This window comes from Brevundimonas sp. Marseille-Q4549 (assembly GCF_976940555.1).
Genome location: NZ_CDRHXG010000001.1, coordinates 2,547,176 through 2,573,749, shown reverse-complemented (window position 1 = coordinate 2,573,749; position 26,574 = coordinate 2,547,176). Strand labels below are relative to the sequence as shown.

The 26,574-nt window shown below is 68.3% G+C and carries 25 protein-coding genes; 10 read left to right on the top strand and 15 right to left on the bottom strand.

Annotated elements, in window-relative coordinates; genetic code table 11:
• Nucleotides 1-60: 60 nt before the first annotated feature.
• The 3 genes from ACWPV3_RS12825 to ACWPV3_RS12815 are packed head-to-tail and all read right to left on the bottom strand — an operon-like array spanning nucleotide 61 to nucleotide 4,845.
• A complete protein-coding gene (locus ACWPV3_RS12825; RefSeq protein ID WP_453978102.1) occupies nucleotides 61-2,520 on the bottom strand; it encodes an LPS-assembly protein LptD in 2,460 nt (819 codons plus the stop codon).
• 55 nt (nucleotides 2,521-2,575) lie between these two features.
• Entirely contained in the window at nucleotides 2,576-3,718 is a 1,143-nt protein-coding gene (gene lptG / locus ACWPV3_RS12820; RefSeq protein WP_292088267.1) for an LPS export ABC transporter permease LptG, read from the bottom strand.
• Nucleotides 3,715-4,845, bottom strand: a complete 1,131-nt coding sequence (locus ACWPV3_RS12815; protein ID WP_453978101.1) for an LptF/LptG family permease — start codon at nucleotides 4,843-4,845, stop codon at nucleotides 3,715-3,717. Before ACWPV3_RS12815 ends, lptG begins: the two co-directional genes overlap by 4 nt.
• Before the next feature lie 143 nt (nucleotides 4,846-4,988).
• Here ACWPV3_RS12815 and ACWPV3_RS12810 point away from each other — a divergent pair, with 143 nt between their 5' ends.
• Genes ACWPV3_RS12810 through ACWPV3_RS12795 form a run of 4 tightly spaced genes read left to right on the top strand, consistent with a single transcriptional unit; the run spans nucleotide 4,989 to nucleotide 7,579 of the window.
• Nucleotides 4,989-6,464, top strand: coding sequence for a leucyl aminopeptidase (locus tag ACWPV3_RS12810; protein ID WP_453978100.1), 1,476 nt, complete (start codon nucleotides 4,989-4,991; stop codon nucleotides 6,462-6,464).
• A 19-nt stretch (nucleotides 6,465-6,483) separates the two neighbouring features.
• Nucleotides 6,484-6,942: a DNA polymerase III subunit chi gene (locus ACWPV3_RS12805; RefSeq protein ID WP_453978099.1), complete on the top strand. Its 459-nt coding sequence runs from the start codon at nucleotides 6,484-6,486 to the stop codon at nucleotides 6,940-6,942.
• A complete protein-coding gene (locus tag ACWPV3_RS12800) occupies nucleotides 6,900-7,256 on the top strand; it encodes a hypothetical protein (protein WP_453978098.1) in 357 nt (118 codons plus the stop codon). Before ACWPV3_RS12805 ends, ACWPV3_RS12800 begins: the two co-directional genes overlap by 43 nt.
• Before the next feature lie 23 nt (nucleotides 7,257-7,279).
• Nucleotides 7,280-7,579: a hemolysin gene (locus tag ACWPV3_RS12795; protein WP_453978097.1), complete on the top strand. Its 300-nt coding sequence runs from the start codon at nucleotides 7,280-7,282 to the stop codon at nucleotides 7,577-7,579.
• 4 nt (nucleotides 7,580-7,583) lie between these two features.
• On the opposite strand, the gene ACWPV3_RS12790 is transcribed toward ACWPV3_RS12795, so the two are convergent.
• Complete coding sequence (locus tag ACWPV3_RS12790; protein ID WP_453978096.1) at nucleotides 7,584-8,510, bottom strand: LysR family transcriptional regulator; 927 nt, start codon at nucleotides 8,508-8,510, stop codon at nucleotides 7,584-7,586.
• A gap of 117 nt (nucleotides 8,511-8,627) precedes the next feature.
• On the opposite strand from ACWPV3_RS12790, the gene ACWPV3_RS12785 reads away from it, so the two are divergent.
• On the top strand, nucleotides 8,628-9,326 hold the full coding sequence (locus tag ACWPV3_RS12785) for a pirin family protein (RefSeq protein WP_292088252.1): 699 nt from the start codon (nucleotides 8,628-8,630) through the stop codon (nucleotides 9,324-9,326).
• 88 nt (nucleotides 9,327-9,414) lie between these two features.
• On the top strand, nucleotides 9,415-9,810 hold the full coding sequence (locus tag ACWPV3_RS12780) for a DoxX family protein (protein ID WP_292088250.1): 396 nt from the start codon (nucleotides 9,415-9,417) through the stop codon (nucleotides 9,808-9,810).
• A gap of 48 nt (nucleotides 9,811-9,858) precedes the next feature.
• On the opposite strand, the gene pip is transcribed toward ACWPV3_RS12780, so the two are convergent.
• Together pip and ACWPV3_RS12770 are read right to left on the bottom strand one after the other, a co-directional pair.
• A complete protein-coding gene (pip, locus tag ACWPV3_RS12775) occupies nucleotides 9,859-10,833 on the bottom strand; it encodes a prolyl aminopeptidase (protein ID WP_453978095.1) in 975 nt (324 codons plus the stop codon).
• Between the two features lie 46 nt (nucleotides 10,834-10,879).
• Entirely contained in the window at nucleotides 10,880-11,236 is a 357-nt protein-coding gene (locus ACWPV3_RS12770) for a DUF423 domain-containing protein (protein ID WP_292176887.1), read from the bottom strand.
• A gap of 75 nt (nucleotides 11,237-11,311) precedes the next feature.
• Between ACWPV3_RS12770 and ACWPV3_RS12765 the strand changes: the two genes are divergently transcribed.
• The gene (locus ACWPV3_RS12765) at nucleotides 11,312-12,481 is read left to right on the top strand and encodes an MFS transporter (RefSeq protein ID WP_453978094.1); all 1,170 of its coding nucleotides are present in this window, start codon (nucleotides 11,312-11,314) and stop codon (nucleotides 12,479-12,481) included.
• Here the strand turns inward: ACWPV3_RS12765 and ACWPV3_RS12760 are convergent.
• The 3 genes from ACWPV3_RS12760 to ACWPV3_RS12750 form a co-directional block, all read right to left on the bottom strand.
• Nucleotides 12,478-13,080 (bottom strand): hypothetical protein, encoded by a 603-nt coding sequence (locus ACWPV3_RS12760; RefSeq protein ID WP_453978093.1) that lies wholly within the window; start codon nucleotides 13,078-13,080, stop codon nucleotides 12,478-12,480. The genes ACWPV3_RS12765 and ACWPV3_RS12760 overlap by 4 nt on opposite strands.
• 82 nt (nucleotides 13,081-13,162) lie before the next feature.
• A complete protein-coding gene (locus ACWPV3_RS12755) occupies nucleotides 13,163-15,721 on the bottom strand; it encodes a tipN (RefSeq protein ID WP_453978092.1) in 2,559 nt (852 codons plus the stop codon).
• Between the two features lie 160 nt (nucleotides 15,722-15,881).
• Nucleotides 15,882-16,058: a hypothetical protein gene (locus ACWPV3_RS12750; RefSeq protein ID WP_313453437.1), complete on the bottom strand. Its 177-nt coding sequence runs from the start codon at nucleotides 16,056-16,058 to the stop codon at nucleotides 15,882-15,884.
• A 167-nt stretch (nucleotides 16,059-16,225) separates the two neighbouring features.
• Between ACWPV3_RS12750 and ACWPV3_RS12745 the strand changes: the two genes are divergently transcribed.
• Complete coding sequence (locus tag ACWPV3_RS12745) at nucleotides 16,226-17,701, top strand: phospholipase D-like domain-containing protein (protein ID WP_313453434.1); 1,476 nt, start codon at nucleotides 16,226-16,228, stop codon at nucleotides 17,699-17,701.
• A gap of 22 nt (nucleotides 17,702-17,723) precedes the next feature.
• Here the strand turns inward: ACWPV3_RS12745 and ACWPV3_RS12740 are convergent, their stop codons facing one another.
• The 5 genes from ACWPV3_RS12740 to ACWPV3_RS12720 form a co-directional block, all read right to left on the bottom strand.
• Nucleotides 17,724-18,455 carry an endonuclease/exonuclease/phosphatase family protein gene (locus tag ACWPV3_RS12740; RefSeq protein WP_313453432.1) on the bottom strand — a complete coding sequence of 244 codons (732 nt, stop codon included), beginning with the start codon at nucleotides 18,453-18,455 and terminating at the stop codon, nucleotides 17,724-17,726.
• Nucleotides 18,456-18,516: 61 nt separating this feature from the next.
• The gene (locus tag ACWPV3_RS12735) at nucleotides 18,517-19,197 is read right to left on the bottom strand and encodes a TPM domain-containing protein (RefSeq protein WP_313453430.1); all 681 of its coding nucleotides are present in this window, start codon (nucleotides 19,195-19,197) and stop codon (nucleotides 18,517-18,519) included.
• Nucleotides 19,197-20,048 carry a TPM domain-containing protein gene (locus ACWPV3_RS12730; protein ID WP_313453428.1) on the bottom strand — a complete coding sequence of 284 codons (852 nt, stop codon included), beginning with the start codon at nucleotides 20,046-20,048 and terminating at the stop codon, nucleotides 19,197-19,199. The genes ACWPV3_RS12735 and ACWPV3_RS12730 overlap by 1 nt, the downstream gene beginning before the upstream one ends.
• 9 nt (nucleotides 20,049-20,057) lie before the next feature.
• Nucleotides 20,058-20,735, bottom strand: a complete 678-nt coding sequence (locus tag ACWPV3_RS12725) for a LemA family protein (RefSeq protein ID WP_292088227.1) — start codon at nucleotides 20,733-20,735, stop codon at nucleotides 20,058-20,060.
• 60 nt (nucleotides 20,736-20,795) lie between these two features.
• Nucleotides 20,796-21,731 carry a bifunctional methylenetetrahydrofolate dehydrogenase/methenyltetrahydrofolate cyclohydrolase gene (locus tag ACWPV3_RS12720; RefSeq protein ID WP_313453425.1) on the bottom strand — a complete coding sequence of 312 codons (936 nt, stop codon included), beginning with the start codon at nucleotides 21,729-21,731 and terminating at the stop codon, nucleotides 20,796-20,798.
• A gap of 93 nt (nucleotides 21,732-21,824) precedes the next feature.
• Between ACWPV3_RS12720 and ACWPV3_RS12715 the strand changes: the two genes are divergently transcribed.
• On the top strand, nucleotides 21,825-23,702 hold the full coding sequence (locus ACWPV3_RS12715; RefSeq protein WP_453978091.1) for a PPC domain-containing protein: 1,878 nt from the start codon (nucleotides 21,825-21,827) through the stop codon (nucleotides 23,700-23,702).
• A 92-nt stretch (nucleotides 23,703-23,794) separates the two neighbouring features.
• Here ACWPV3_RS12715 and ACWPV3_RS12710 read toward each other — a convergent pair whose 3' ends face one another.
• Nucleotides 23,795-25,144: an MFS transporter gene (locus ACWPV3_RS12710; RefSeq protein ID WP_453978090.1), complete on the bottom strand. Its 1,350-nt coding sequence runs from the start codon at nucleotides 25,142-25,144 to the stop codon at nucleotides 23,795-23,797.
• 207 nt (nucleotides 25,145-25,351) lie between these two features.
• Here ACWPV3_RS12710 and cyoA point away from each other — a divergent pair, with 207 nt between their 5' ends.
• Nucleotides 25,352-26,566 carry a ubiquinol oxidase subunit II gene (gene cyoA, locus ACWPV3_RS12705; RefSeq protein ID WP_453978089.1) on the top strand — a complete coding sequence of 405 codons (1,215 nt, stop codon included), beginning with the start codon at nucleotides 25,352-25,354 and terminating at the stop codon, nucleotides 26,564-26,566.
• The last annotated feature ends 8 nt before the right edge of the window (nucleotides 26,567-26,574 follow it).

Below are 26,574 nucleotides of genomic sequence, written 5' to 3'. Positions count from 1 at the left end.
TTCCTCACAGCGGTCCGCCGGCCAGGCCGGCAGGCGGTCGCGCCCCGTCAAGCGTCATGCTCAACGCATTTCGCCCTGTCCATAACCTGAACCTCCGAAAGTGGCGAGGTTTAGGCGCACATAAACCCCTTCGGAGGGGCCGCTGGGCCGCACGCGCGTGTTGTCGCGCCGGAAGCCCAGTTCGAACCGCAGGCAGTCGTCGTCGAACAACAGGCCGACCTCGGACCGGGTGATCTGGTTTTCTCGCAGATCGGCGATGCCCGCGACGGTGAAGCCCCAGTTGCCGTAGACGAACTGTTGGCCTGTCAGCTGGACGAACTCGTAGTTGCGGTTCAGCGGGCCGGGCAGGGGGTTGGAGCGGTCCAGAATGTAGCTGACGCTGGCCAGATTGCGGCGGCCCCAACGGCCGTCCAGCGCGGCCTCGGCTCGGCGCACATCGCCCGAGCCGTCGATGGTGGCGTGGGCCCAGCTGCGGATGCGGTCCGATGGCGAGAAGCTGCCCTGGACCACCCAGTCCGAAGTCTCCGACGCCAGGCCGCTGGGGTCGTACAGACGGGCCGGCGCGTCCGGGATGCTGGTGCGGAAGGCGTCCTCGCGGTTGAAGCGATGGCTGCGGCCGACGAACAGGCTGGCGCTGCGGCCTTCGGACCAGCGGATGGTGGCGCGGCCGCCCGCCGTCAGACGCGCCCCGCCCTCGATCAGGTCGTAGCCCGAGAAGCGGTCCATGCGGAACAGGGACGATTCGTCCAATTCGATGATCTGAGCGTCCTCGTTGGGGATGCGGGGATCCAAGTCGGCGCTGTTGGACACCGACATCTGGGCCAGGGGCTCCAGGATGATGTCGGCGCCGGCCGTGCGCTTGATCAACGGATAGCTGACGTCCACCCCGGCGCTGAGCCGCGAACGGGACACGGTCTCGTCGGCGCCGAACCCCATCATCGGCGGCAGGTCCGACAGGGAATAGAGGTCGACCCGGGTGTCCAGGAAGGGCTCGATCCGCAGGCCGACGGGCAGGATGACGGTGCGGCGCCATTCCATTTGTCCGGTGATGCGGCGGCTGTCGACGCCGCCCAGGCCCGTGGTGACTGGCGGGACCAGGTCCGGGTTCAGGATGGGCGCGCCGACGAAGTTGTCGCGGTACAGCGCCACGGCCGAGCCTTTCAGCCGCAGGCGTCCGCCGAAGACCAGTTCGTGCGGCTCCCACCGCGCCTCGACCAGGGGCGCGACCAGAGGCAGGTCGCCGTCGCTCTCGAACACCTTGTAGCCGTTCGGGTCGCGGAAGTCGGTGGCGGCGAAGCGTGGATCGACGCGCAGGCTCTGGATCGAGAAGGCCGCGACCGAGACGTAGGAGCGGTCGGTCTGATGCTCGGCGTAGACTTGGCTGATCAGACGGCGACGGTCGCCGTAGTAGAGGCCGTTGTCCTGATACGGGCTGCGGACGTCGTAACGGTCGAACAGGGTCTTGTCCGAAGTCCGTTCGGCTGTGAAGCCATAACGCCAGGGGCCGTCGGGGTCGAAGGCGCCGTGCGAGAGCAGATAGCTGCGGTGTTCGCGGTCGCCGAAGCGGACGTTGCTTTCGAAGTCGCCGTCTCCGTTCAGGTCGAAGTCGCCGAAGTTGCGTTCGTAGGTATAGCCGCCGCGCGCCACGATCATGCCGTCGGCGAAACGGCGCCGCCATTGCAGGTTCAGCAGGGGGGCGATCCGGGTGTTGATCTGGGGACTGATCAACCAGTCCTCGGACTTGGAGACGACGTGGAGATAGGGAACCTCCACCGACAGGCCGCGCCCCTGGTCGTAGTTGATGATGGGGACCAGAAAGCCGGAGGCGCGCTCCACCGATGGATCGGGGTGGGCGAAATAGGGGGTATAGAAGACGGGGACCGGGCCGACATAGAAGACGGCGTTGCGATACAGCACCGCGCGCAGCTGTTCGTCTTGCACCACCTTTTCGGCCTGGATCGAGATGGTCGGGCGGCGCGGCCCCTTCTCGTCGCAGATGGGGCAGGGGGTGAAGAGGGCGTAGTTCAGCTCGCTGACCGTTTCGGTGCGGCGCACGGCGGTGGCGGCCATCAGGCTGGCGCCGTTGCTGAGACGGGTGGCGAAGTCGACGGCCACGCCGGTCTTCAGATCCTTGTCCAGTTCCAGATGGCTGGCGTAGACGACGGTTCCGCCAGGGGCCACGGCCTCGACCCGGCCGTCGCCGGTCGCCGTGCCGGCCTGCAGATCGTAAGACAGGCTCTCTCCGCGCAGGACATGGCCGCGCGTGCGCAGATAGACGCGTTGGTCCGGCGTGCCGACGGCGGTGACGACATCGCCCTGACGCGTGGCGCTGGCGGCGTCGACATAGACCGCGCCTTCGGGCAGGCCGTCGGCTGCGGGCGCCGGCGTGCGGACCTCTGCAGCAGGTTGCGCCTGGGCGAGCGCCGACGAGGCCAGCGGCGCCCAGGCCGCAAGCGCGACTCCGGCCAGAAGCCCTTGTCGGAAATCGATGAAACGCCGGGGGCGGCGGTCACTCTGCATAGGCCATCCGTGGTCTGGGGACGGGGTTCGCGGCTTCGTCCAAGGCGATCAGGCTCTAGCCGTCTTCGGTATAGAACAGCAAGGTGAAGGCGGCGAGCGCCGTCAGAACCGGCGGCAGCCAGGCGGCGACGAACGGCGGCACCACCTCGGCCGAGCCCATGGCCGACGAGAACTGGTTCAGGAAGAAGAAGGCGAAGCCCAGCACCACGGCCGCCACGCTCATCCGCGCCATGTCGCCCAGACGCATCAGCCGAAGGGAGAAGGCCGCCGCCAGGATGGACATGGCCGCGAACACCAGGGGCGTGGCCAGAAGCTGCTGGAAACGCAGGCGGTAGGTGGTGGAGGTGAAGCCGGCGTTCTCGATGCGCTGGATCTGGTTGGGCAGCGACCAGAAGGGCGTCGCCTGGGGCCGGGCGAACCGCTCGAAAGCCTCCTTGTCCGCCAGGCTGGAGGTCAGGTCCAGGGTCGAATACGAGACCGCGCGCTGGCCGATGCTGGCGCCGATCGCATTCGTCAGACGCCAGCGTCCGGCGCTGAGGGTTGCCGACTGGGCGTCGATCCGTTCCGAAAAGGTGCGCCGCCCGTTCGGGCCGGTAGTGTAGATGAAGAAGTTGACGTCCAGCAGGCGGGCGTTGGCGCGATCCTGGCGACCGGCGCGGATGATCATCTGACGCTGGTCGTCGCCCTCGCGCAGCCAGATGGCCTGCTGCTCGCCCGCGCCGGGAACGGCGCCCGAGATGCGGGCGCGTTCACGTTGCCACAGGCCGTCGCCGGCCGACGCCAGGGGCCCCAGCGTGGTCACGGTCAGGACGCCCAGCGCGAAGGCCATGCCCGCCGCCGGCAGGACGAAACGCCAGGCTGAGACGCCGGCCGCCCGCATGGCGATCAGCTCGCTGCGCCGGTTCAGGCCGATGAAGGCGCCAAGCGTGCCGAACAGAAAGACGAAGGGCAGCAGCTGAACAATCACCGACGGCGACTTCAGCATGACCAGATAGAGGATGCGGACGGCGGACAGGTCCATGCTGGAGCCCAGGCCGCGCGACACCTCCACGAAGTCGATCAACATGACCAGGGCCGATATCACCGCCAGAGCGACGCCCAGCGAACGCAGCTGCTGGACCAGGACATAGCGTTCGATCCGGCCCAGACGGGGCAGGTGCGGCGAATAACGCCGGGGATGGAAGCCGAGGGCGGTCATGCGGTCCTCGCTTTCAGGGCGCCGGCGCGACGCCGTCTGGATCGCCGAGGCTTCAAGGCGCGGAAGAGCACCCGCATGGCCACGGCGATGGCCAGGATCGGCACGGCGTATTGCAGGATGTTCATCCAGGCGTTCCAGGCGCTGGCGGCCACCAGGCCGTAGCCGATGACCCGGACCAGCAGGAACAGGCCGGCCGCCTTGGCGATCCGCAGCGAATAGCCGGTCCGGCTGAAGGCGCCGCCCAGAATGGCGGCCAGGGCCAGGGCCATGGCGACCAGGGCGTACAGCGGCGAGGACAGGCGCGAATGGGCCTCGGCCAGCAGTTCGCCGCGAGAGCCAGCGGTTTCCAGCAGCTTGGGAGAGGGGTTCAGCAACTGGCGCAGATAGAGGTCCGACGGCTTGTAGCGGATCACCTCGGTGGTGCCGGCGAACGGCGTCAGGTCCAGGGTGTAGTTGTCGAACGACAGATAGTTCAGCACCCCGTTCGAGGAATATTGCTGCCAGGAACCGTCCGTCAGGGTCAGGACGGGCACGCCGCCGGCGCGGCCGAACCGGGCCTCGGACGCGTTCCAGGTCGTGAGCTTCTTGCCGTCGTCCAGATAGACGAACAGGTTCTTGAGCAGGCCGTTCTGCTCGATCTGCTGGACATAGACGGTCAGGCCGTCCGGGCCCTGGACGAACTGGCCCTCCTCGACCAGCAGGGCGGCCAGGTCGGTGCGGATGGCGAAGGCCTGGCGGCGCGCCTCGTGCTGGGCCCAGGGCAGCATGAACAGATTGACAAACAGGGTCACGAGCGCGACCAGCACGGCCAGGCGCGCGGCCGGAGAGATCACCTGCCAGCGCGTCATGCCGCCGGCGAAGGCGGCGGTCATTTCCTGCTCGCGCTGTAAGCGGGTCAGGGCGATCAGGGCGCCGACGAAAAGTCCGATGGGCAGGATCACGGACAGCAGCTGGGGCAGGGCCAGAAGCGTCAGCTTGACCATGACCCACACGCTCTGGCCGCGCTCGACGATGACCTCGAGTTGGTCCAGGCTCTGGCTCAGAATCCCGATTCCCGCCAATGCGGCGCACGCTGCGACCACGGGCAGTGAAATCTGTCGAAAAAGATAGCGTTGAATCAGGGTCATGGGCGGATGAACTTCGCCCGGTTGCAGGCGGCGATATTGAGGCGCATCTAGTAGCACATCAGGGCGCGTCCGCGACAACGCAGACGCGCCATTGTCTTTTCGCCGTTGCAGACGCCAGGTGGGGCCTGGCTGGAGTTCGTTGAATGAAGATCGAGTTCGTCGCCGCCGTCGACGCCGCTGAAATCCTCGCGGTCGCCGTTTATGAAGACCGCGTCCTGACGGCTGCGGGCCAGGCGCTGGACGCCAAGGCCGGCGGCGCCCTGACCAGGGCCATGACCAAGAGCCGTTTCACCGGCAAGGCGGGCCAGACCCTAGGCGTCGCCGCGCTGCAGGGCGTCGACGCCGACACGGTGCTGCTGGTCGGCGCGGGCGCGCAGGACAAGCAGGACGACCTGGCGGTCGAAGCCTTCGGCGGCGCCGCCTATGCGGCGGTGAAGCTGTCGGGCGCAGAGGTCCTGACCATCGACGCCGCGCACCTGTCGGCGGACCAGGCGGCGCGGGTCGCCTTCGCCGCGCGTCTGGCCGCCTATCGGTTCGACAAATACCGGACCACGCAGAAGGCCGACAAGATTCCGTCGGTGACGACGATCCGCGTCGTGACCTCGGACCTGCGCGCCGCCGAGGCCGCGCTGGAGCCGCTGTCGGCCGTGGCGGACGGGGTGATCTTCGCCCGCGACCTGGTGTCCGAGCCCGCCAACGTCCTTTATCCGGCCGAGTTCGCCAGGCGCGTCAAGGCGCTGGAAAGCCTGGGCCTGGAGGTCGAAATCCTCGGCGAGGCCGAGATGGAGAAGCTGGGCATGCGCACCCTGCTGGGCGTCGGCCAGGGCAGCCGTCGCGAAAGCCAGCTGGCCGTGATCCAGTGGAAGGGCGGCGAGGCGGGCGGCCAACCCATCGCCTTCGTCGGCAAGGGCGTCTGCTTCGACACCGGCGGCATCTCCATCAAGCCGGCCGACGGCATGGAAGACATGAAGTGGGACATGGGCGGCGCCGCCGCCGTGACCGGAACCATGATCGCCCTGGCCGGCCGGAAGGCCAAGGTCAACGCCGTGGGCGTGCTGGGCCTGGTCGAGAATATGCCTGACGGCAACGCCCAGCGTCCGGGAGATGTCGTGGTGTCCATGTCGGGCCAGACGGTCGAGGTCATCAACACCGACGCCGAGGGCCGCCTCGTGCTGGCCGACGCCCTTTGGTACACGCAGGAACGTTTCAAGCCGAAGTTCATGATCGACCTGGCCACCCTGACGGGCGCCATGATCGTGGCCCTGGGCCTGGACTACGCAGGCGTCTTCTCGAACTCCGACGCAGTGGCCGATCCGATCCTGGCGGCGGCGAAGAAGGTGGGCGAGAACTTCTGGCGCATGCCGATCCCCGAGATCTACGAACAGCATATCGATTCGAAGATCGCGGATGTGAAGAACACCGGCAACGGCCGCGCCGGCGGCTCGATCACCGCCGCCCTGTTCCTGCAACGCTTCACGAACGGCGTGCCGTGGGCGCACCTGGACATCGCCCCGACCGCCTGGGCGAACAAGAGCCCCAGCCCCACCGTGCCCGAGGGCGGCGTCGGCTTCGCCGTCCGCACCCTGGATCGGATGGTGGCGGATTCCTACGAAGGTTGATCGCTGGAGGTAGGGCCGGATGAGCGGCAAGCCCGAAATCTGGTTCTATCATCTGGAGCGGTCGACGCTGGATCAGGTGTTGCCGACCCTGCTCGAGAAGACGCTCGAGCGGGGCTGGCGCGCCCTGATCAAGTCGGCGCATTCGCATCGGCTGGATGCGATCGACGAGACGCTGTGGACGTTTCGGGACGAAAGCTTCCTGCCGCACGGCCGGGCAGACCAGCCGCACGCCGAGCGCCAACCTGTCCTGCTAAGCGAGACGGGCGAGAACCTGAACGCCGCTCAGGCGCTGTTCATAGTGGACGACGCAGAACTGGGTGCGACGGAAGGGTTCGAACGATGCTTCATCATTTTCGACGGACGGGACGAGAGGGCGCTGCAGCACGCCCGGGGCCGCTGGAAGGCGCTGAAGGATCAAGCCGCGGCCCTGTCCTATTGGCGGCAAACGGACGAGGGGCGCTGGGAAAAGGCGGCCTGATCGCTTTCGCGCTTCTGGCCGGCTGTTCGACGCCGGCGTCCGACGCCTCCGCCCCGCGCACCATCGAACAGGCCCAGGTCAATCCGCCCGTAGGCACGCGGATGCCGACCGGCCAGACCCAGGACTTCTGCAAGGCCGGCGAGATGCAATATCTGGTGGGCCGCTCCAAGACCGAGATCCCGGTGCCGGTGGATGTGGTGAACCGGCGCGTGACCTGCACCACCTGCCCGGTGACGCAGGATTTTTCCGCCTATAGGCTGAACATCTTCTACAACGAGCAGACAGGCGTCATCGAACAGGTTCGGTGCGGCTGATCCGCCACGCAAGGGAGACGACCATGAAGAAGATTCTGATGTCGAGCCTGCTGGCCTGCGCCGGGGCCCTGACGCTGTCGGCCTGCGCCCCGACGCAGTCGACCGAGACGCCCGGCGGCGAGACCGCCTACAAGGCCTGCAAGGTCGAGGACTATCAGAGCTATGTCGGGCGCAATCGCTCCACATTGCCCAGCGCGCCGGCCGGTCAGACCTTCCGCGTCCTGTGCACCACCTGCGCGGCGACCATGGACTATCGCGAGAACCGGGTGAACTTCGTCTATGACGAGGCGACGGGCGTGATCCGCGAGGTCAAGTGCGGCTGAGGCCTTAACGGCCCACCGTATCGCCGGGCCACAGCGGACCGCTGAAAGTCCGGGCCAGATAATCCATCAGGGCCGTGACCCGCGCCGGGCGCGGTCCGCTGCTGGGGGCGACCAGATGCAGGGCGATGGGCGGCAGGCGCCAGTCGGTCATGACCGTCTCCAACCGGCCATCGGCGATGTCCTTCCAGGCGATGAAGTCCGGCTGCGGAAACAGGCCCAGGCCGGCGCAGAGCGAGGCGGTCAGAGCGTCGGAGTTGTTGGCGCGCAAGGGGCCGCGTGGGCGCACCGCCACCTCTTCGCCCGCCGCATTGGAGAAGCGCCAGACGTCCGGTGTCGGCATATAGGCGTAGCAGAGGCAGGCGTGGCGGTTCAGATCGTCCGGATGGGTCGGGCGTCCGCGCTGCGCCAGATAGGACGGAGAGGCCACGAGGAGCCGGTTCACCGGACGGAGCTTGCGCGCCGTCAGGGAGGAATCCGCCAAGGCCGCGATCCGCAGGGCGCAGTCGAAACCCCCGCCGACCAGATCGATCACCTCGTCCGACAGGTGCAGGTCTATGGAGACATCGGGATGGGTGGCCAGAAACTGGGGCAGGGCAGGGGCGACATAGGCCATGCCGAAGGACATGGGCGCGGCCAGACGCACCAGACCGCGCGGGGTGACGGACATGTCCAGCGCCTCGGACACGGCGCCCTCGGCCTCGGCCAGCATCAGGCCGGCGCGGGCGGCCAGGCTGCGGCCCGCATCCGTCAGTGCGAAACGACGTGAGGTGCGATGCAGCAGGGTGGTCTGGAGTTGCTGCTCCAGCCGGGCGACGGCCTTGGAGACGGTGGCCTTGGACAGGGCCAACTGGTCGGCGGCGCCCGAGAAGGATTGAGTCTCGGCCACCTTGGCGAAGATGGCCAGGGCTTCGAGATCGGGCAGGCGGGACATGGACGGCTCCGCGACGGAAACGATGAGTTTCAGCTGTTTCTATTTCTGTTCGGTCGTCGATCTCTATCTTGGCGTCAAGCCAATGACGCCGGGATGGCCCGGCGAGAGGACAGAACAATGATCGAGCGCAGACCTTTCGACACCCTGGGCGGCGCCAACCACGGTTGGCTGAACGCCAAACACCACTTTTCTTTCGCAAACTACTACGACCCGGCGCGGATGAGCTGGGGCAACCTGCGGGTCTGGAACGACGACGAGATCGCGCCGGGGACCGGCTTTCCGCCCCATCCCCACGCCGACATGGAGATCATCACCTATGTGCGCGACGGGGCCATCACCCACGAGGACAGCCTGGGCAACAAGGGCCGCACGGTCGCGGGCGACGTCCAGGTGATGAGCGCGGGCACCGGCATCCGTCACGCGGAATACAACGCAGAGCCGGAACTGACCCGGATCTTCCAGATATGGATCGAACCGACCAAGCGCGGCGAAGCGCCCAGCTGGGGCTCCAAACCCTTCCCCAAGGGCGAGCGTTCGGGCCAGTTCGTGGTCCTGGCCTCTGGCTTCGACGGGGACGACGACGCCCTGCCGATCCGCACCGATGCGCGGATCGTGGCTGCGACCCTGAACGCCGGCGACAGCGCTGACTATCCGCTGGGCGTCGCCCGTCGCGGTTATCTGGTGCCCGCCAAGGGCGAGGTGGAGGTCAACGGGGTTCGGTTGAACGCCCGCGACGGCGTCGCCATCGCCCAGGAGGAAGTCGTCACGGTCAAGGCCCTGTCTGACGCCGAGATCGTGCTGGTGGACGCCGCCTGAGTTTTCGGATCATCCTGCTGCCCGGTCGGACATCGAGCCGACCGGGCGAACCGTATCGTGCGGGGTCCAGTCTCAAGGAGGGAAGCGAATGTTCAATCAGGCGGGGCGGTGGTCGCCGCAGTTGCTGGCGGCATTGCGAATCGTGGCGGGTCTGTTGTTTCTGGCCCACGGGGTGGTGAAGGTGTTCGGCTTTCCAGCCGGCGCCGAACCGGGGCAGCAGGCGCTTGCGTCCCTGTTCGGAATCGGCGGCGTCATCGAGATCGTGACCGGCGGATTGCTGATCCTGGGCCTGTTCACGCGGCCGGCGGCCTTTATCGCCTCGGGCCAGATGGCGGTGGCCTATTGGATGTTCCACGCGCCGAAAAGCCCGTATCCGGCCGTGAACGGCGGGGATGCGGCCATCCTGTTCTGCTTCGTCTTCCTGTACATCTTCGCGGCCGGGCCTGGCGCCTTCAGCCTGGATCGTCAGACGGTTCGCCGCTGAGGCGGATCAAGGGCTGCGGCGCGTGACGCGCGGCGGCCCTTTCGCTTTTCAGACGACGACCGCCCAGTCGGTGGCGCGGACCAGGCTGTCCACGATGCCGGGCTCGGAGGAGGCGTGACCGGCGTCACCGACGATGTCCAACCGGGCCTCGGGCCAGGCGCGGTGCAGGGCCCAGGCGCCTGAAATAGGCGTGACCACGTCGAACCGGCCCTGGGCGATCCAGCAGGGGATATGGCGCATCCGGTCCACGTTCTTCAGAATCCAGTCGTCGGAGTCGAAGAAGCCGCCGTTGGTGAAATACCAGTTCTCGATCCGGGCGAAGGCGACGGCGAACTCGGGTTCCGCGAACTTGTCCGGGCGGGCGTTCGGACCCTCGACGCTGACGGTTTCACCTTCCCAGCTGGACCAGGCGACGGCGCAGCGTTCGCGCTCGGCTACGTCCTCGCCGATCAGACGCTTGTAATAGGCCGCCATCAGGTCGCCGCGCTCGGCCTCCGGGATGGGGGCGACGAACCGTTCCCAGGCGTCGGGGAAGATCATCGAGGCGCCGTCCTGGTAGAACCAGTGCAGTTCCTTTTTCGTCAGCAGGAAGATGCCGCGCAGCACCAGGGCCAGGCATCGCGCGGGATGGGTGATGGCGTAGGCCATCGACAAGGTCGAGCCCCAGGAGCCGCCGAACACCACCCATTTGTCGACGCCGCACAGCTCACGCAGCCGCTCGATGTCGCGGATCAGATCCCAAGTGGTGTTGTCCTCCAGCGAGGCGTTCGGACGGGATTTGCCGCAGCCGCGCTGGTCGAACATGATGATGCGATAGCGGGCGGGGTCGAAATAGCGCCGCATCCCCGGATTGACCGCGCCGCCGGGGCCGCCGTGAAGGACGACGACGGGACGTCCGTTGGGATTGCCGCTTTCCTCGTAATAGATCTCATGCACGCCGTCCGTCTTCATCCAGCCCGACGCATAGGGTTCGATCTCGGGATAGAGTTCGCGGCGCGGTTCAGCAGACGTCGGGAAGGCCATGGATCGTAGAGTCTTTCTCAGCGGCCGAAGGCGGCCGAACGGGGCGTCAGGAACGCAATGCCGCAAAGGCCAGGCAAAGCCAACCGACGATCATCAGCAATCCGCCGATCGGAGCGACCGCGCCCATGGCCGGCAGGCCGAGCAGACCGATGGCGGCCAACGCCAGGCTGAAGACCAGGCCGCCGGCCGCCCCCAACCAGCCCGCCAGTCGCGCCAGGCCGCCGCCGCCCGTCCACAGGGCGCAGGCCAGGGCGAAGACGGCGTGGCCCAGCTGATAGTGCGAGCCGGTCTGCAACAGCGTCTTGATCTGGGGACCGGCGCCATGCGCGGCGAAGGCCCCCAGGGCCACGGCGAGGGCGCCGTTCAGGGCGGCGAAGACGATCAGATTGCGCTCTGCGGTCATGGAGCCGACCCTAGGGCCTGAACGTCGTGCAGGGAAGCGGCTTGGCGGGCGGCGAAGTCTGCTAGGACGGCGCGGATGAGGATCGAATCTCGGACACGCGCGGCGCTGCAATACGCCCTGATGTTCATGGGGACGGGGGTCAGCCTCCCCTATGCGGGCCTGTGGATGCGGGCGCAGGGGCTGAGCGGGGCCGAGATCGGGGTGCTTTTGGCCGCGCCCATGCTGGCGCGCCTGATCACCGGCCCGGCCATCGCCGTCTGGGCCGACGGGTTCCGCTTTCGCCGCACGCCCATCGCCCTGCTGGCCGTGGCGGCGGCCCTCGGCTATGGCGCGGCCGGATTGGTCGAGGGATTCGCAGCCTGGGCCATATGCTGGTTCATCGGTGCGACGAGCGCGGCGGCCCTGATCCCTCTGACCGACGTCTTGACCCTGAGATTGGCGCGGCGCGAGGCCTTCACCTTCGCCGTGCCGCGCGGTTTCGGCTCGGCGGCCTTTCTGATCACCAACATCGTCGTCGGCTTTCTGTTGCGTTTGACCGGAGCAGAGGCGGTGATCGTGATCGTGACCCTGGCCTATGTCGGGGTGGCGGTCGCGGCCTGGCGGGTTCTGCCGCCCGAGCCGGTCAACGATGGCGCTCCCCTGGCCGGATGGGAGCGGTTTCGCGGACTGGGGCGATTATTGAGACAGCCGGTTCTTATGACGGCCTTGATGGCGATCGGCGCCGTTCAGGCGGCCCACGCCTTCTACTACGGCTTTTCCGCGATCCTGTGGCGGGCGCAGGGGATCGAGTCGTCCACGACCGGACTGTTGTGGGCCTTCGCCGTGGTGATCGAGATCGGCTTCATGTGGGCGGTCGATCCGTGGCGACGGCGGCGCGGGATCGGGCCGGAGACGCTGCTGACCGTGGCGGCGGGGGCTGCGGTCCTGCGCTGGACGGCGATGGCGGCCGCGCCGCCGCTGTGGCTGCTGTGGCCGTTGCAGGCCCTGCACGCGCTGAGCTTCGCCGCCAGCTATCTGGCGGGCGTCGAACTGATCGAACGGTTGGCCCCGCGCGACAGCCATACGGCGGCGCAGACCCTGAACTCCATGCTGTCGGCCGGGGTGCTGATCGGTCTGGCGACCCTGGCTAGCGGGCCGCTGTACGATGCGTTCGGGAGCGGCGGCTATCTGGCGATGGCGGGGCTGGCCGGCGTGGGGCTGCTGGCGGTTCTGAGCCTGAAGAGCCGTCGGGCGCGGCCGGCCTAGGCGCGGGTCTGCGGCGACAGATGTCCGGCCATGGCCGAAGCGGCCGCCTTCACGCCCTTGCGCACCGCCGTCTCGTCCGCCGGGATCGGGGCGCGCAGCAGGCCGACGGCGGGGACGTGCGGGCCGTCTGGCAGGTCGGCAAGGACGCGATAGAGGATGTAGGAGCCGGCGTCCTCCTCGGCGTCCGAGGACGCATCGGCGGCCAGACCGGCCGCGTTCAGGGCGCGAAGCATGTCGGCGACAGGGGCGGTGGTGCGGGCGACGCCCGGACCGGTCAGGGACAGCCGCTCCCTGCGATCCAGCGCCCGGTTCTCGGCGCGCATCTGGACACGGAACCCTCCGGCCTTGTGCGTGCGCCCGACCAGCAGGACGGCGCGACAGTCTCCGTTCCTGAGATGATCGCCAAGGCGCGAGGCCAGGGCGTCAGGATCCCCGCCGGAGACCGGCACCGTGCGGGCGCCCGCAGGGCTCCACGGCGTGCCCGACAGATCCTCGATCAGATCCCAGCCGCCGTCCGCGTCGTCATAGGTGCAGATGGCGATGCCCGGCCGACGATCCGCACGGGCGGCGCTGGCGCTGGGATAGGTCGCATCCACCATACTTTCCCCCAATGCGTGACGGTTCCGCGACGCAAGGCAAGAGGCGTGAACTTGCGCGCCGCGTCAAGCCCCGACCGACCGCTTAGCCCAGGTCGCCGACTGCGGCGTCCAGCAGCATGAAGGCGCGGCCGGCGTCTGACGCCAGACGTCCCTGAACGCCCGCCGCATCGCCCGCCCGCGCCGAGGCGGCCAGCTCCTGGGCGAAGAGGCGGACATAGCGCTCGGCGTCCTTGCGCAGTTCCGCGTCGCCCAGCACACGGCGCGAGACGCTGCGGACCGCGGCCGGAGCCACGCGGCGCACGATGGCGCGCGCGCCGTCGGTGTCGCCGCTGCCGATCGCCCGGGCGGCCTCCTCGACGCGGGAACGAGGCAGAAGGGCGTTGGGATCGACGCCCATCCGACGGATGGCGGCCGTCACCCGGTCGGACAAGGCCTCTGCCTCTGCCGCCGGAACAGACGGGGTGTTCAGTTCCAGCGGCGCTTCGGCAGGATCGTCGCCGATTACCAGGTCGCTCCAGTCCAGCCCTTTCTCGGGCTCGGCGGCGGGCGCGTCCGTCGGCTCCAGGCGCAGGCGGCCGCGCAGGCCGAAACGGCGATCCTCCACGGGCGCGGGGGCGCGCATGGAACGCGGCTCGGGGTCGGGCGCGATCTCGCGGCGGCGGGCGGGCTGGGCGTCGCCCGATACAACGCCCATCAGCCGGACCGCTTCGGTCAGCATGTCGTAGTTGCGGCGCACCCGTTCCTGGAAGCCGACGTCCAGAGCCTCGGTGTCCTCCGCCGCCTTGCGCGAGGCGGCGGCGAGAGAGGCCAGGCCTTCCTCGACGGTGGCGCGCACCGCATCGGCGCGGGCCTGGGCTTCCTGAGGCAGGCGCGCGGCGCGCTCGTCGACATCGGCTACGGCGGCGTCGATCTCGGACAGGGCGGCGTTCAGCCGGTCGATCATCGTCTCCAACCGGTTGACCATGCGCTCGCCCGTCTGATCGACCAGATGGGAGGTTTCGGCGACGATGCGACGGGCGTCCTCGATGCGGGCGTCGGCGGCCTGGTCGGCCTTCTGGGCGGCCTCGAACAGGGTTTCGCCCAAGCGGTCGGCGCGCAGGCGGGCCTGCTCGGCCGCATCGGCGGCGGCGGCGCGGGAATCCTCGGCCGTGGCGCGCATCTGCTCCAGGGCGCGGCGCGTCTCCTCCATCAATACGTCGCGGGATTCGGCGGCCAGGGCCTCGAACCGATCCAGGGCCAGCTTGGTGGCGGCGTCGAAACCGTCGGCCTCGCGCTGGGACATGTCGACCAGGGCGCGGAACTGGTCCGCCGCCGCCTCGACCAGATCGCGCATCGATTCCACCGAGGTCTGGGAGGCCTGGCCCAGGTCGGCGGCGGCGGCGCGGCTGGCCGACAGTTGTTCTATCAACTGGGCGCGCTGGCTTTCGACCTGGGCGGAGAAGTCCTCCTGGTCTGTGCGCAGGGCGTAGGCGGCGGTGACGAGGGCCGCGCGCTGCTGGCTGAGGCCTTCCTCGACCGACTGAATCTGTTCGGAGACGCCGGAGCCGGCGTTCTCCAGTCGAATGGTCTGGCGGGCCAGGTCTTCGGCGGCGACGCGGGCGGCGTCCTGGGCTTCGCCGGCGGCGGCGGCCAGGTCGGCGGCGCGGGCGGCCAGCGCCGCCTCGGCCTCGCGCAACTGGGCCTGAGCCAGGTCGGAGGCGTCGGCCACCATGCGGGATTGGCGTTCCACCGCATCCACGACGCCGGTCGCCTGTGAATCCAGGTGGACGCCCAGGGTCTGCATCTGGTCGCGCTCGCGGCCCAGACTTTCGGTCAGGCGGCGGGCGGTGCGACTGGCGGTCTCGGCCGCCTCGTTCAGGCGCGCCGTCTCCTGGGCCAGGGCTTCGCGCAACAGGGCCATGTCGTTGCGGGCGCGCTCGGCGGCCAGGGCCGCGTGGTCAATGTCGGAGCGCAGCGATTGCAGCACCTCGCCGGTTTGTTGGGCGGCGAGGGCGGTGGGGGCGACCAGAGCCTCGGCCAACTGGCGCGCGCGCGTGGTCTCGGCGGCCAGGCCCGCGCCCTGGCGCACGGCGTGGGCCAGGAGAATGGCCAGGCCTGCGGGCGCCAGGGCGATCAGAGCGTAGATGGCCAGCCGCAGCGCGTCCAGATCGGCCCCGCCGGCCCCGACCTCATAGGCGGCCCAGGAGGCGACGCCGCCGATCCACAGGGCCGAGGCGACGCCGGCGATCAGATAGGCGTGACGGCCGGACGGTTGGGCGCGCGTGGCGGCGATGGTCTTGACGGCGGGCGGGGACGACCGTTCGAACGGGGCGAGGGGCTTGCCAGCGGCGACGCCCAGTTCGACGGCGGCGGTCGATTCAGGCGCGGGTTCGCTGGGCAGGTCGAAGGCTTCAGCCAGGACGCGCTGCTGACGCGCCGCCTCGACCTCCCGTTCTTCGGCCAGGCGCTGTTCTTCCAGCAGGCGGCGACGACGACGTTCGGACATGGGGCGTTCGGGGACGACTTCAGGCGTCGGCTCGATCTCGGGCAGGGCGGCCTCTTCGTCGGCCGCGTCCAGACCGTCGACGACGGGCGGTGCGTCCTCGACGGCGCCCGCTTCCTCATTGGTCAACTTCAGCGGCGGTCGCTTGGGAGATTTCATCGCCGACAACTCGATCCCTACACTCGCGTGCCGCGCGACACGCCCGGTCGAACCCTAGAGGCTGAACCGCGCGAGTTGAAGCGCGCGACGACAGGAATCCGCCAGTCGGCTCATTTCCGTAACGATTCGGCGCGAGACAGGCGGTTCGAACCGAGCGAGATCAGCAGCTGCGCGAGGATGGTCGGTCCGAGGGCGACGATGCGGCGGAACAGTCCGCCACGCGGTGCACTTCACGGTCAGCCTGCGACGGTGCGTGGGTGTCGACGCCGAACTGCGACAGGACGGCGGCGGCCAGAAGCGCGATGAAGCCGGCGATGAATTCGACCAGCACCTGCATCGAGCCCTCCCTGTCGCGCCGTCCAGGTGCGGCGGCGGATGACGAAACTATGCCTGAGATGAGCGAACGTCACAATCCCGCCCTATGACGATTGACCGGAGGGGGCGCGCGTGGAACGGGTGATCGACTTCCAAGCCATTGATCGAGAAGCGAACAGAACGACGCGAATGACTGACGGCGCTTCCTACGAAGGCAGCTTGCTGGCGCCGGGGCCGGGCCTGTGGCGCACCGCCGTGGCGGATCGGTTCGCGATATTGATGGAGAACGAAGCCTATTTCGACGCCCTGGCCTCGGCGATCCATAAGGCTGAACGGTCGATCGTCGTTCTGGGCTGGCAGTTCGATCCCCGCACCCATCTGGACCCCGAGGCGCGGCCCGGCGACCGGCACGCCGAGATCGGTCGGCAACTGCGGATGCTGGTCAAGCGCAAGCCGGATCTGGACGTGCGGCTGCTGATCTGGAAGTCGCCGCTGCTGATCGCGGCGTCCCAGGGCTTTTATCCGCACAAGGCGCAGCGGTGGTTCCGGAAACGGATGGTGGAATTCCGACTGGATTCGCCCGGCCCCATCGGCGCCTGCCATCATCAGAAGGTCGTGGTCATCGACGATCGGATCGCCTTCTGCGGCGGCGGGGACATTTCGACCGACCGCTGGGATTCGGCCGAGCATCTGGATCACGATCCCCGTCGCGCCCTGCCCAGCGGCCTGATCTGCAAGGCGCGGCACGAGGTCATGTGCGTCATGGACGGGGAGGCGGCGCGCGCCCTGGGCGATCTGGCGCGCGAACGCTGGTTCCGCGCGACCTGGGAGCGCACCGTGCCCGATCAAGCCGACACTGACCCCTGGCCTGACGGCGTGCCGGTTCAGATCACCGACGTGCCGGTGGGTATCGCCCGCACCGAGCCGAAATGGGGCGGGCGGCATGAGGTGCGCGAGAACGAAACCTTGCACCTGGAAGCCATCAGGCGCGCCAGAAAGCTGATTTATCTGGAGAACCAGTATTTCACCTCGCCCATCATCGCCGCCGCCCTGGCCGAGCGGCTGGCCGAGGCGGACGGACCTGAGGTCATACTGGTCTCCACCGGCAAGAGCCCCAGCTGGTTCGACAGCCTGACCATGGATACGGCGCGGGCCGAGGTTCTGTATCGGCTGGAGCAGGCGGACAAATACAACCGCTTCTTCGCCTTCGCCCCGCGCACGGCCGAGGGCGACCGGATCATCGTGCACGCCAAGCTGTCGATCATCGACGACCGTCTGCTGCGGATCGGATCGACCAATCTGAACAACCGTTCCATGGGATTGGACACCGAATGCGACGTGGCCATGGAGCCCACGGACGCCGCCGGGCGCCAGGTCATCGTCGATCACCGCCACCGCACCATCGCTCACTGGATCGGGGTTAAGACGGAAGAGTTCGCCGCCGTCGAGGCCGTCATGGGCGCGACGGGCAAGACGATCTGCAGCTTCGAGACCGACCGGCTGGTTCCTCTGGGCTCCGAGCCGCCCACGCGCATCCAGCGGATGTTCGCCGAATGGCAGCTGGGCGATCCCATGTCGTCGTCCGACGCCTGGCGGCCGTGGAAGCGGCTGAACAGATCGCACCGCACCCGTCCACGCTCCGAGGGCGGCCAGGCCCCAGGCTGACCGCCGCCGGCTTATGGCGCGGTCAGGCCGCGACCATGTCGAAGTCGATGATCAGCGGCAGGTGGTCGGAGGCGACGCGGGCCAGGGGCGAATAGTCCGATCGCACCGCGCGGATGCGGATTTCTGGGCTGACGAAACAATGGTCGATGCGGATGGCGGGGAAGGCCGAGGGGAAGGTCTTGACGCTGGGTTTCAGGGCCAACTGACGCTGGCAGTCCTGAAGGCGGCGGCACAGGGTCTGATAGGGGCGGGTGATTGAGGTGGCGTTGAAATCGCCCGCCAGCAGGGTAGGGCCGGTGCAGCCGCCCAGCCAGCCCGCGCCGGCCAGGGCTGCTGCCTGGAGCCGTTGTTCGCGCGGAACGAGACCCAGGTGGGTGTTAAGGACATTGATGCGGACGCCGGCGATCTCGATCTCAGACCAGATGGCGCCGCGCGGCTCCAGCCCCGGCACGCCGCGCACGGACGGCAGGGAATCGGCGCGGATCAACCGTTCAGGGTGCGGGGTCAGGATGGCGTCGCCGTACAGTTCGGCCTCGACCCGCATGGCGGGGTGAAAGCGCGAGGTCATGGCCAGACCCGCGGCGATGGCCTGGGCCTGATCGACCCCGCCGGTGCGGGCGCGGCCGACATCCAGTTCCTGCAGGCAGACGATGTCCGGCTCATGCTCGCCGATCACGGCGACGATGCGGTCCACATCCAGGCGGCGGTCGGTCCCGACGCAGCGGTGGACATTGTAGGTGAGAAGGCGGGGCATGGCAGGGCGTGAGGTGGGCGGGCCGGCCTTATGAACGGTCAATAAGACCCTGGTGCGACGCTTACAGCAGGATCAGGTGATCGGGCAGTTCGTTGGGATTGTCGGCGCGCGGCGGGAAATGCTCGGCCAGGACCTGGCCGCTCAGGGCAATGGCCTTTTCGAAGCCATCGACAGGCCGGTTCGCGCGCAGACCCGCCGTCAAGGCCGCGACGGCCTCGGCCCAGACGCCTTCGTCGACCAGGGTGTGGATGCCTTCGTCGGCGATCAGTTCGACCTGATGTTCGTCCAAGGCGGCGAACAGAAGAACGCCGGTCCGTTCGCGCGTGACATGGACGCCGTGGGCGAAGAACTGCTGAAGCGCCGCCTTGCGCACCCTGGCGCGACGCAGGCCGCGCGGCGTGGCCCAGCGCAGGACGGTCGGGATGCGGGTCAGAAGAAACACGCCCACGAAAACCGCCGCCTGAACCAAGGCGTAGACGCCTAGGGCCTGAACCACGGTGGCGGACCGGGCCGCCTCGTGCGCCGCCTGCCAGCCGCCTTGGCCGGGCCAGTCGACATCGAGACCCAGGGGCAGGAGCAGCAGGGGTAGAATCAGGGCCGCGCCCGCCGCCCAGGCCAGGCTGACGTCGGCGTAGGTCGAGGCGTTGCGCGCCACCACGCAGAAGATTTCGCCCGAGGTCCGCTGTTCGGCGCTGGCGATGGCCGTGGCGATGCGTGCGCGGTCGTCGTCGGTCAGTCGCATCACCATCCTCCCGAAGCCCCGCCGCCGCCGAAGCTGCCCCCGCCGCCGCCGAATCCGCCCCCGCCGAAACCGCCGCCGCCCCAGCCGCCCCGGTCGTCGTCGTCGCGATTCTTCATCATCTCGGACGCAGCCCAGACCAGGATCGGCCCCAGCCCGCCGCCGCCGCCATGACGACGTCCGCGCCCGGCCGCCCCGACCGCCCGGACGAACAGGAACAGGAAGATCACGGCGATGAAGACGATCGTGCCGATCGGAATCTTGGCGCCGGACGCCTGGTGCTCGGTTTCGGCGGCCGCCGCGCGGGCCTGGGCCTCGGCAGGGTCCAGCTCCAGCTGGGCGATCAGGGCGTCCACGCCTTTGACCACCCCGGCTTGATAGTCGCCCTGGCGGAAGGACGGCAGGATGTCGTTCTGGATCACGAGCGACGAGAAGGCGTCCGTCAGAATGGGCTCCAGACCATAGCCGACCTCGATCCGCACCTTCTTCTCGTTGGGCGCGACGATCAGCAGGGCGCCGTTGTCGCCCTCTTTCTGGCCGATGCCCCAGGCGCGGCCCAGCTGATAGCCGTAATCCTCGATCGGCTGATCGTGCAGACTGTCGACCGTGACTACGACCAGCTGATCGCTGGATTTCGCCTCCAGCGCGGCCAGCTTTTCAGTCAGCGCCTGCTCGGTCGCCGCATCCAGCAGGTTCGCCTGGTCCACGACCCGGCCGGTCAGGGGCGGGAAGGTCGGCTTGTTCTGGGCGGCGACCGGCAGCGCGAAAAGCAGCGCCGCCAGCAGGCCCAACAGCAGAACCGTGGACAGGCCGCCGCCGGCGGATCGGCGGACGGCGGCGAGGGGCGCGTTCAAGGCCGGAACTTACTGGGCCGGCGGGGTGGCGCCGGGCGTCACGGGCGCGGCGTTTCCGCCCGGGGCGGCGGAGGGCGAATTGCCGAGGTTGAAGTTCACCTGAGGCGCGGACTGGGCCTCAGCCGTGGCGGTGAACAGCTGCATCGGCTTGGATCCCGACTGGATCGTCTTGGCCCAGATCACGCTGGGGAAGGTGCGCAGGGTGGTGTTGTAGTCGCGGACCGCCTCGTTGTAGTCGCGCCGTGCGATCTGGATGCGGTTTTCGGTGCCTTCCAACTGCGACTGCAGGGTCAGGAAATTCTGATTGGCCTGAAGCTGGGGATAGGCCTCGACCGTCACCAGCAGGCGCGACAGGGCGCCGGACAGCTGGCCCTGAGCCTGCTGGTATTGCTGGAAGGCCTGCGGATCGCTGAGGCTGTCGGCCGACACGTTGACCGACGTGGCGCGCGCGCGGGCGTTGATCACGTCCGTCAGGGTTGTGCGTTCCTGAATGGCGGCGCCCTGAACCGTGGCGACCAAGTTCGGCACCAGGTCGGCGCGGCGCTGATACTGACTTTGCACGTCGGCCCAGGCGGCTTCGGCCCGCTCCTGCTTGGTCGGAATGGTGTTGTAGCCGCAGCCGGCGACGGCCGGCGTGACCAGGAGCGCCGTGGTGAGCGCGATAGAGCGAGCGTTGAGGCGGACCATGACATCTCCCTGTCGGCGCTATCGCCGTTGGACCGACTATCGGCCCGCCGCCTCAATGCATCAAGCGTCCAATGGCTCCGGTTGCAGATTGTTGGCGCGGCAGGCGGCCGAATAGGTGTTGGCCAGAAGGCAGGCGATCGTCATCGGCCCGACGCCGCCGGGGACGGGGGTGATGCGGCCCGCGACCTGAACGGCCTCGGCGAAGGCCACGTCGCCGACCACGCGGGTCTTGCCCTCGGCCGCCTTGACCGGATCGGAGGACGGCACGCGGTTGATGCCGACGTCGATCACCGTCGCGCCCGGCTTGATCCAGTCGCCGCGGATCATCTCGGGCCGGCCGACGGCGGCGACCAGGATGTCGGCGGTGCGGCACAGGGCGGGCAGGTCGCGCGTCCTGGAGTGGGCGATGGTTACGGTGCAGCTCTCGCCCAGCAGCAACTGGGCCATCGGCTTGCCGACGATGTTGGAGCGGCCGACGATCACGGCGTTCAGCCCCGTCAGATCGCCCAGTTGATCCTTCAGCAGCATCAGCGACCCCAGGGGGGTGCAGGGGACCAGGCCCGGCAGGCCGACGGCCAGGCGTCCGGCGTTGACGACGTGGAAGCCGTCCACGTCCTTGTCCGGGTCGATGGCGTCCAGCACGGCCGAGGAGTCGATGGCCTTGGGCAGGGGCAGTTGAACGAGGACGCCATGGATGCCCGGATCGGCGTTCAGATCGGCGATCAAGGCCAGAAGCTCGGCCTGGGTGGTCGTGTCCGGCAGGCGGTGAGTGTCGGAGCGCATCCCGGCTTTCAGCGTCGTCTCGCCCTTGTTGCGGACATAGAGTTGGCTGGCCGGATCCTCGCCGACGATGACCACGGCGAGGCCCGGCTTGACGCCATGTCGCGCTTCCAGACGGGCCGAGGCGGCGGCGACGCGCTCCACCAGGCCGGCGGCGAAGGCCTTGCCGTCGATCAGGACGGCGGACGTGGGCGGGCTGGGAGGCTGAGCCGACATGGACGGATTCCGGAGGGGAGAAATCGGGATGGCGGCGATTTACAGTCGGGCGGGTTCGGCGTCTATGATCGCGGCGAATCTGCGGAGGATTTCATGAAGCGTCCCACCCTCGTCGCCGCCGCCAGCGTGGCGGTCCTGTTGTGGGCCGCCGGGCCGGCGATCGCCCAGGACGCGGCCTCGATCCGTATCGGCGGCTCGGTGCGCGGAGCCCTGACGGCGGACGACGCCAAGGTGACGGGCGAGGACGGCGACTATGTCTATGACGACTATCGCTTCCAGGCCCGCAACGGTCAGCGGTTGGAGGCCACCCTGCGGTCCGACGCCTTCGACGCCTATCTGGCGCTCTACGCCGAGGGCGACGACACGCCTGTGGCCGAGGACGACGACGGTTTGAATGACGGGACCAACGCGCGCCTGCGCTATACGGTCGGCACGGGCGGCGTCTATGTGTTGCGCGCCCGCACGCTGAGCGGGACGGACGGCGGCGCCTACGATCTGTCGCTGACCGAACGGCCGCCGGCGCCGCGCGGGCCGCGCCCGACGGGCATCCGCCTGGGACAGACCCTGCAGGGCGATCTCAACGCGCGCGATCCCGAGGACGACGACGGCCACCGCTATGACGCCTATGTCTTTCGGGCGACCCAGGGGCAGCGGTTCGTCATCACCCAGAATTCCGACGACTTCGATTCCGTGGTTCAAGTGGGGCGAATGACCGGCGGCGACTTCTTCAAACTGGCCGAAAACGACGATGGCGCCGATACGGGCCTGAATTCTCGCCTGATCTTCGCCGCGCCGGCGACTGGCGACTATATCATCCGCGCCACGGGCTTTTCGGACGGGCAGGGGCGTTATTCGTTGGGGCTGGCCGAGGCGCCGCCCGCGCCGGCGGCCAAGCCGATCACCTTGGGCGAAAAGGTCGAGGGCGCGCTGAGCACGACCAGCCCGACCGACGACGACGGACACCGGGCCGAATTCTATCGCTTCCGCGGCACGGACGGTCAGCGGATATCCATCGAGCTGAAGGCCAGCGGCTTCGACACCTATCTGACCCTGCGGCGCGCCTCGGACAATTCGGTGGTGGCGGAGAACGATGACGGGGGCGACGGCACAAACTCGCGCCTGACCCACACCCTGCCGGCCGACGACGACTATGTAATCGAGGCGCGGGCCTTCAGCGGCGACGGCGAAGGCCGCTTCACCCTGGTCGTGACCGAGACCGCGCCGCCCCCACCGCCCACGCCGGTCGCCCTGGGCCAGACGATCGAGGGCGAGATCACCGAGGATGCGCCGCGCGAAGACGATGGCAAGCGTTATGTCGACTATGTCGTCTCGGGCAAGGAAGGGCAGCGCATCCAGGTCATCCTGCGGTCGGGCGACTTCGATTCCTTCCTGCAGATCGGATCGGCCTCGGGCGACTTCAGCGCCGACGTCAGCGACGACGACGGCCTGGGCGAAGGCACCGACGCCCGCATCACCTACACCCTGCCGGCCGACGGCGACTATATCGTTCGGGTGACGCCCTACGCCGCCGACGGCAAGGGCCTGTATTCGCTGGAACTGAGCGACCGGGGCCCCGAGCCCAAGCCCGGCAGTCTGCTGGTCGGCGCCACCGTGCGCGGCGAACTGTCCGACAAGGACGCCATGACCGACGAGGGCGCCTATTTCGACGCCTACCGCTTTCAGGCGAAGAAGGACGAGAAGCTGCGGATCACCATGGTCTCCAACGCCTTCGACGCCTTCATCGACCTGGGGTCGGACGGGGACACGTTCGAAAGCCTGGCCACCGACGACGACGGCCTGTCGGACAAGCACGCCCGGCTGGACTGGACCGCGCCGGACGACGGCTGGTACGTCATTCGCGCCAGGGCCTATGCGCCGAACCAGACCGGGCCCTACGCCCTGACGGTGGAGCGCCAGCCGGCGGGGGCAGCCCGTGACGCCCAGGCCGCGTCGCCCGCGCGGCAGCCCTGAGGCGCGATAGGGCGCCGCTTTTCCTGTTCGTGGCTGAAAAGGCGACGCTCAGGCGCGCGGCCCTTCGGCCGTCCGCCTGAGGTCTTTGCGGCTCAGCGCGCGGGGCGCGCCTTGTCGGACGAACTGCGCGCCAGTTCGCGGTTCAGCCACAGGGCCAGAAGGGTGCAGATGGCGCCCGACAGCAGATAGGCGCCGGCGGCGATCAGGCCGAACTGGCTGGAAATCCAAAGGGCCGCCAGGGGCGCGAAACCCGCGCCGAACAGCCACGCCAGGTCCGACGTCAGGGCCGAGGAGGTGTAGCGGTTCGTCAGGCTGAAGCTGGACGCCACGGGGCCCGAGGCCTGGCCGAACGACAGGCCCAGAAGGATGAAGCCCGAGATCATGAAGATCAACTCGCCCACGGGGCCGCCGTTCAGAAGCTGGGGCGCGAAGCCCGAGAAGGCGGCGATGCCGGCGGCGGTGATCGCCAGCAGGGTGCGGCGGCCGTAGCGGTCGGCCAGCAGGCCCGAGGCGAGGATGGCGACCAGGCCGAAGGCGGCCCCCACCATCTCGATCAGCAGGAAGCGGACCGGCGTCTCCTTGGTGAACAGGAAGACCCACGACAGGGGGAAGACCGTGACCATGTGGAACATGGCGAAGCTGGCCAGGGGGGCGAAGGCGCCGATGGCGATCTTGGGGCCCTCTTCACGCAGGGCCTGGGACACCGGCGTGGGCTGAAGCTCGCGCGTTTCGAACAGTTTCTGGAACGCCGGCGTCACAACGATGCGCAGACGCGCGAACAGGGCGACGACATTGATGGCGAAGGCCACGAAGAAGGGATAGCGCCAGCCCCAGTCCAGGAAGTCGGGCGCCGACAGAGTGTTCAGGAAGAAGGCGAACAGGGCCGAGGCGACCAGCAGGCCGATGGGCGCGCCGAGCTGGGGGATCATGGCGTACCAGCCGCGCTTCTTCTCAGGCGCATTCAACGCCAGCAGCGAGGCCATTCCGTCCCAGGCGCCGCCCAGAGCCACGCCCTGGCCGATACGCGTCAGGGCCAGCAGCACCGGCGCCCACATCCCAACGGTTTCGTAGCCGGGGATGAAGGCCACTGACACGGTGGAGGTGCCCAGCAGCAGCAGGGCGGTGGTCAGCTTCGCCCCGCGACCGAACTTGCGGTCGATGGCGATGAACAGAACCGTGCCCAACGGGCGGAACAGGAAGGCCAGGGCGAAGACGGCGAAGGAGAGCAGGGTGCCGCCCACCGCGCCCGCATAGGGGAAGATCAACTGCGGGAAAACGACCACCGAGGCGATGGCGTAAACAAAGAAGTCGAAAAACTCGGACGTTCGGCCGATAATGACGCCGATGGCGATCTCGCCGGCGTCAACCTTGCCATGGCCCGTATGAAGGGCGGCGGCGTCGCGTTCCAGCGACTCTGACGAAGGGGTCGTCGAGGCGGACATGGGCTTGATCGCTCCGTAGGACTTGATTTGGGCGGCACGGCGGATCGCCGCATTATGACCGGGCGCCCTTTGCGATGAAAGCGGCTACAAGAGGATAGGACAGATTGTCCAATGTCGTTCCAGATCGAAGCTGACTATCCGGCGCGGTTCAAACGCCAACCGTCGCGGCGCCCCCCCCTTGCCCGACGCTTTCCGATTGGAGCCGCCTTGCGCCGTCTGCGCCTTCTTTTGCTCGCGCCTGTCGTGGCTATGCTGTCGGCCTGCGACCTGGTCGTCCTGAAGCCGGCGGGCGATGTGGCCGCCCAGCAGGGCGACCTCCTGATGATCTCCACCCTGCTGATGCTGCTGATCATCGTGCCGGTGATGGCGCTGATCGTTTTCTTCGCCTGGAAGTACCGGTCGTCGAACAAGGACGCCGACTATCGCCCGGACTGGGATCACTCGACCTCGCTGGAACTGGTGATCTGGGCCGCGCCGCTTCTGATCATCATCTGTCTGGGCGCCCTGACCTGGGCCGGCACCCACCTGCTGGATCCCTATCGGCCCATCGACCGGATCAAGCCGGGGCACGCCGTCGCCGAGAATGTCGAGCCGCTGCAGGTCAATGTCGTGGCCTTGGACTGGAAGTGGATGTTCATCTATCCGCAGTACGGCGTTGCGACGGTCAACGAACTGGCCGCGCCGGTGGATCGTCCGATCCGTTTCCACATCACCTCGTCCTCGGTGATGAACAGCTTCTACATTCCCGCCCTGGCCGGCCAGATCTACGCCATGCCGGGCATGGAGACGAAGCTGCACGCCGTCATCAATCGCCCCGGCGAATATCAGGGCTTTTCGGCCAACTATTCCGGCGACGGCTTCTCGCACATGCGGTTCGCCTTCCACGGTCTGGACCAGGCCGGGTTCGACCAATGGATCGCCGGCGTGCGTCAGGGAGGCCAGACGTTGGACCGCGACCGCTATCTGGAGCTGGAGAAGCCCAGCGAGAAGGTCCCGGTGATGCATTTCGGCCAGGTGGACGGCGCACTGTGGGACGCGATCCTCAACATGTGCGTCGAGCCGGGCAAGATGTGCATGGGCGAGATGATGCAGATCGACCGCAAGGGCGGCCTCAGCCTGGCCTCGGTGCGCAACACCATGCCGCTGATCTACGACAAATACGCCGGGCGCGGGAAATCGCCGGCCTATTTCGGATCGAACGAAAGCTACGTCATGACCATCTGCACCCCGCTGCAGGCCGAGGCGGCCGCCGCCGACCGCATGCGCCGAGCCGAGGTTCAGGCCGTCGCCACGCCTGTTAGCCTGGATCGGCTGACGGGACAGGGACTGTCGCCCAAGGGCACGCCCATGGCGGCGCTGACATCCAATCCCTTCGCCGCGGGGCCGGTCTCGACCGACATCCGTTCCGCCCCCAACGCCTGAGCGAATGC